Annotated in this window: 3 protein-coding genes; all 3 read left to right on the plus strand. The window is 35.0% G+C overall.

Going from position 1 to position 4,360, the window contains the following annotated elements; translation table 11 throughout:
* Window positions 1-1,350: 1,350 nt before the first annotated feature.
* Window positions 1,351-2,139, plus strand: coding sequence for a hypothetical protein (locus H0V01_02990; GenBank protein ID MBA2582336.1), 789 nt, complete (start codon window positions 1,351-1,353; stop codon window positions 2,137-2,139).
* Window positions 2,140-2,221: 82 nt separating this feature from the next.
* The gene (locus H0V01_02995; GenBank protein ID MBA2582337.1) at window positions 2,222-3,268 is read left to right on the plus strand and encodes a tetratricopeptide repeat protein; all 1,047 of its coding nucleotides are present in this window, start codon (window positions 2,222-2,224) and stop codon (window positions 3,266-3,268) included.
* Window positions 3,240-3,947 carry a DUF4145 domain-containing protein gene (locus tag H0V01_03000; protein ID MBA2582338.1) on the plus strand — a complete coding sequence of 236 codons (708 nt, stop codon included), beginning with the start codon at window positions 3,240-3,242 and terminating at the stop codon, window positions 3,945-3,947. Before H0V01_02995 ends, H0V01_03000 begins: the two co-directional genes overlap by 29 nt.
* Window positions 3,948-4,360: the final 413 nt, after the last annotated feature.

The following is a 4,360-nucleotide window of genomic DNA, read 5'->3' on the forward strand; positions in this document are numbered from 1 at the left end:
ATTGCATATCCTCAAGTGGCGGTCTAGGTGCTCTATTGCAAAGCCTTTAATTTCTATTAACTTTGCTGCTCGCGGTTTTTGGTTCGGTGCAATAATCGCCACCTGCGTATATGCAAATACCGTTATGCAATAACCTAGTTTTTCCGGTACTGACAGAAAGGATTGGTGGAATTTTTGGTCTTTTTCGTTCTGACAGTTTTGGTGCAAAACGAATCACTTGTGGCATCCTCTCGCACGCGCTTCAATTTTTTTTCATCCCAAACGCGCAAGAAAAAAAACGGGATTTTTTTTTCTCTTCCTTCACACCAAAAAAATTTCAACTTCCTCACGCACTTTTGACCCTGTTACTATTCATTTTCGTTGTGCTGTTTGAAAGTAATCGTGACTTTCTAGACAAGTGGGAAAGGTCATCGCATAACAGCGGTTTGCCGTAAGTGGGGTGCTAGGTGCATTTTGACAGGTCAGTTCTTTCTATTATCTTTCGTGCTCGGTGGACAGGAACGGTGCTATAAGCCCCACCTACGGCAAGCCGCGAAACGTTATATGGCAGCCTTTTCGGGCGCTTCGACCCGAAAAATCTGGTGGCTTTTTTTCCCTTAATATTTTGATAGTTTTTATGCAATCCGAATCACTTGTGGCATCCTCTCGCACGCGCTTCAATTTTTTTCTTCCAGACGCTCAAAGAAAAAAAACGGGACTTTTTTTTCTCTTCCTTCACACAAAAAAAATCTCAACTATCTCACGCACTTTTGAAACTGTTTTGTTTATAGGCGTTACACTGCAAGTGGCAATTAATAGTAGCTTTCTATGAAGTGAAGAAGGCCGACCACATAACATTGCATATCCTCAAGTGGCGGTCTAGGTGCTCTATTGCAAAGCCTTTAATTTCTATTAACTTTGCTGCCCGCGGTTTTTGGTTCGGTGCAATAATCGCCACCTGCGTATATGCAAAAAACGTTATATGATAGCGTATGATTTCGGAGAGACAAAATAGGCCGGAATTCTTTAGACAGTGGCATTTAACACCTTTTGTGTAACACTCAAAAACAGAGCAACCAAGCGCTTCGTGCTTTATCCTTTTTACCTCCCGCACAAAATTTAAAATTGCCAGCGCAGCAAATGGCACATTTACTTTTGCCCCACTCACACAACCTTACACACCTTGGCAAAAGTAAAAGAGCCATTTCCGCCTACCCTCACGTTTCTGCTTTATTTTTATTATATTTTATGATATAACTCATCAGTATTTATTTTACAATTCTCTTAGGAGAAATTAAAATAAACATTATGTTTGTTCATATGTTTTTTATTAAACGATCAGCATATAAAAAACACTAAAAAATAAACCAAATGACAAAAAAATCAACAATAGTCTTTCTGACAGGAATAATGACTTTATTCAGTTTTGTTGCTTCAGCGCAAGTAAAGGAAAATCAAATTCCTGAAATGTCTCTTATAGACGCATTAGAACAAGGATTGCTTCAAATGAAAATTAGCGGTTCTTACGACCCAAGAATTTTTGAAGAAGTTATTGATAAAGATGGTGTTCATTTTGGAAAATGTATGGCAATTATTTTAAAGAGTAACGTTGACAGCTTAATCCTCTTACGACTTGACGGTGGAACACAACTAATTCCTACAGACAATGCTGTTCAAACTATGATAGTAACTCATAAAGCTATTTTTCCTTTGTATCCAAACTCTACCTATGCTACAAGATTTTATGCAATGTGTGGCGAAATTGAAGATCATCCACCTACCATAGAAACAATCTTTAAAATAGGTGAATTAGCTGACAGTGGATTAGTAAAAATTGCAAATTACTTAGACCATTCTTTCACTCAAAACATGATAGGACAGCACGCTGTTTGGGCATATACGGACCAAGCAGAATTTGACCAATTAAAAAAATATGGCGCTGACAGTATTTCCATAGAAAGTACAAAAGCTATTTTAAATTCGCTTAACCTATTAACAAAATTAAATACAGAAATTTCGGAAGTTTCTTCGATTGATGAAGAAAGCGAGCAAATTAGAATTAATAAGTATGTTTTATTTTTAGGTAGTGGATTATTATTTATTTTGACAGTTACTACCATTATACTTTTAATAAGAAAACGCAAAGAAATAGCAGTATAAATTGGCAGTATGTTTATTGCATAGGGCACATTGGCTTTTTACAAAATTAATTAACCCATTTTTAACTTTAAAAAATAATAGTATGAAAATATTTATCAAATACACTCTCTACATTTCAATTGTATTAGCTGTGAATATTAAATCTTCATTCTCGCAATCTTCAGAAGGAAGTTATCTAATAGATGTAACCGGTTTAGCAAAAATGTATGAAGACGCAGGAGAATATCAAAGGCTAATTGATGTTTACACTCAATTTATAAATATTGACCCCAATAATGCTGATGGTTATTATAACCGCGGAACTGCTAAATCAGAAAAACTAAAAGATTATCTTGGTGCAATTGAAGATTTCAATAAAGCAATTCATTTAAATCCTAACGATGCTGAGGCATATAATAGTAGAGGACTTGCTCAACATAATCTTGATAATAATAACGAAGCAATGAAAGATTACAACAAATCAATAGAGCTTAATCCTAAATATTGGCTCGCATATAATAACAGAGGAACTCTGAAAGCTGAATTCGGAGATAGCAGAGGGGCTCTTATTGATTTTAATAAATCTATTGAAAATAATCCTAAATATGCACTCGCATATTACAACAGGGGGCAATTGAAATATAAATTAAATGATAATTCTGGTGCAATAGGAGATTGGAGTAAAACTATTGAAATTGATCCCTTTTTTGAATATGCCTATTATGATAGAGGTACAGTAAAAATGGAAATTTCCGATTATAAGGGGGCTCTTTCAGATTTCACCAAAGCAATTGAGATTAATTCAACCTTTATAAGTGCTTATTTTAATAGAGGAGTCGCTAAACTTTCACTTAACGACCCTAAAGGTTCTATTGAAGATTTTAACAGGACATTATTAATTAATCCTAAACATGAAAATGCTTATTATAAAAGAGGTAATGCTAAGATTATATTAAATGATTACAAAGGAGCTTTATCAGATTATAATAAGGTAATAATTCTTAATCCTTCTGATGCTGGAGCCTATCATAATAGAGGAATTGCAAAATATTATCTTAATAATATAAATGAAGCTTGTTTAGATTGGAGTAAAGCTGGTGAACTTGGGAATCAAGAATCTTATGAAAATATCAGGGATTATTGTAAATAATATAAAGATTAAGAAAGTGCCAAATAACTTATCACAAATAATTGCATGCGGACACTGTAGCAACATTTCGCACATGAGAATATTAGGAAATGTAAATAATCTACAATCCGAAGTTGACCCTGAACATGGACTAATTGGTGCGTGGGGGACAATGTATAATGTTTTGGAATGCCCTGCTTGCAAAAAGGCAATCATCATAAGTTATGGATGGGATGCCGGAATGGAATCAGAAGAAGATGTGAAATACAAAATATTATATCCAATCGACAAGAATATCCCAATTGGACTTCCTGTGAATATTCAAAAGGCATTCAAGGCGGCAGAAAAAATTAAAACTGTTGACGTTAATGCTTATGTAATTTTGTTAAGAAGACTTTTAGAATTAGTTTGTATAGACAGGAAAGCAAAAGGGGCAACACTTGCATTAATGCTTAAAGATTTATCAGACAGGAATGAAATTCCTGAAAAATTAGTTAAAGTAGCAAAAGGACTAAAAGACTTTGGAAATATGGGTGCTCATGCAGGTATTGGTGAGTTAAGTGAAAAAGAAGTGCCCATAGTGGCAACACTATGTACTGCAATACTTGAATACATATATAGTGCACCATTTCTTGCTACAATTGCAGAAGACAAATTGAATGCTATAAAATCAAAAGGAAAAACAAGTAGAACTAAATAAATTGACAGTAAGAATTTTTCAAGACGAAACATATCCTGAACCATGCAAGAGTAGTAAATGAAGGTAAGCTACTTATCCCCTTTCACACAGCCATAAGCACATTTACAATTCACGCCAGCCATCTCACAATCCAAAAATTGCAAATAAGCTTCTGTCTTTCCCACCCAAGTAAAAGAAGAATTTTAAATTTTCCTCCCCCCTCTTAAAAAGGATAAAACACCCGACCCACAGAGCTAAAAAAGGTTCTAAGAATTATGTGCAAAAATCAACAACAGTAAGGATTTACAAGGCAAGAAAGTCGAGTAGGTAAAGGGGAATCTCACCCCTAAACCTCTCACAGAACCGTGCTTGATACTCTCGCATCACACGGCTCTTCTTAACAAGACGCTACGGACGAAAACCTTCATACTGCC

The organism is Bacteroidota bacterium (assembly GCA_013696965.1).
Lineage (GTDB): Bacteria > Bacteroidota > Bacteroidia > JACCXN01 > JACCXN01 > JACCXN01.

Bases quoted from the DNA above. Each gene is read 5' to 3' on its own strand.
- H0V01_02990 (MBA2582336.1), top strand. From the start codon at position 1,351: ATGACAAAAAAATCAACAATAGTCTTTCTGACAGGAATAATGACTTTA.
- H0V01_02995 (MBA2582337.1), top strand. From the start codon at position 2,222: ATGAAAATATTTATCAAATACACTCTCTACATTTCAATTGTATTAGCT.
- H0V01_03000 (MBA2582338.1), top strand. From the start codon at position 3,240: ATGAAAATATCAGGGATTATTGTAAATAATATAAAGATTAAGAAAGTG.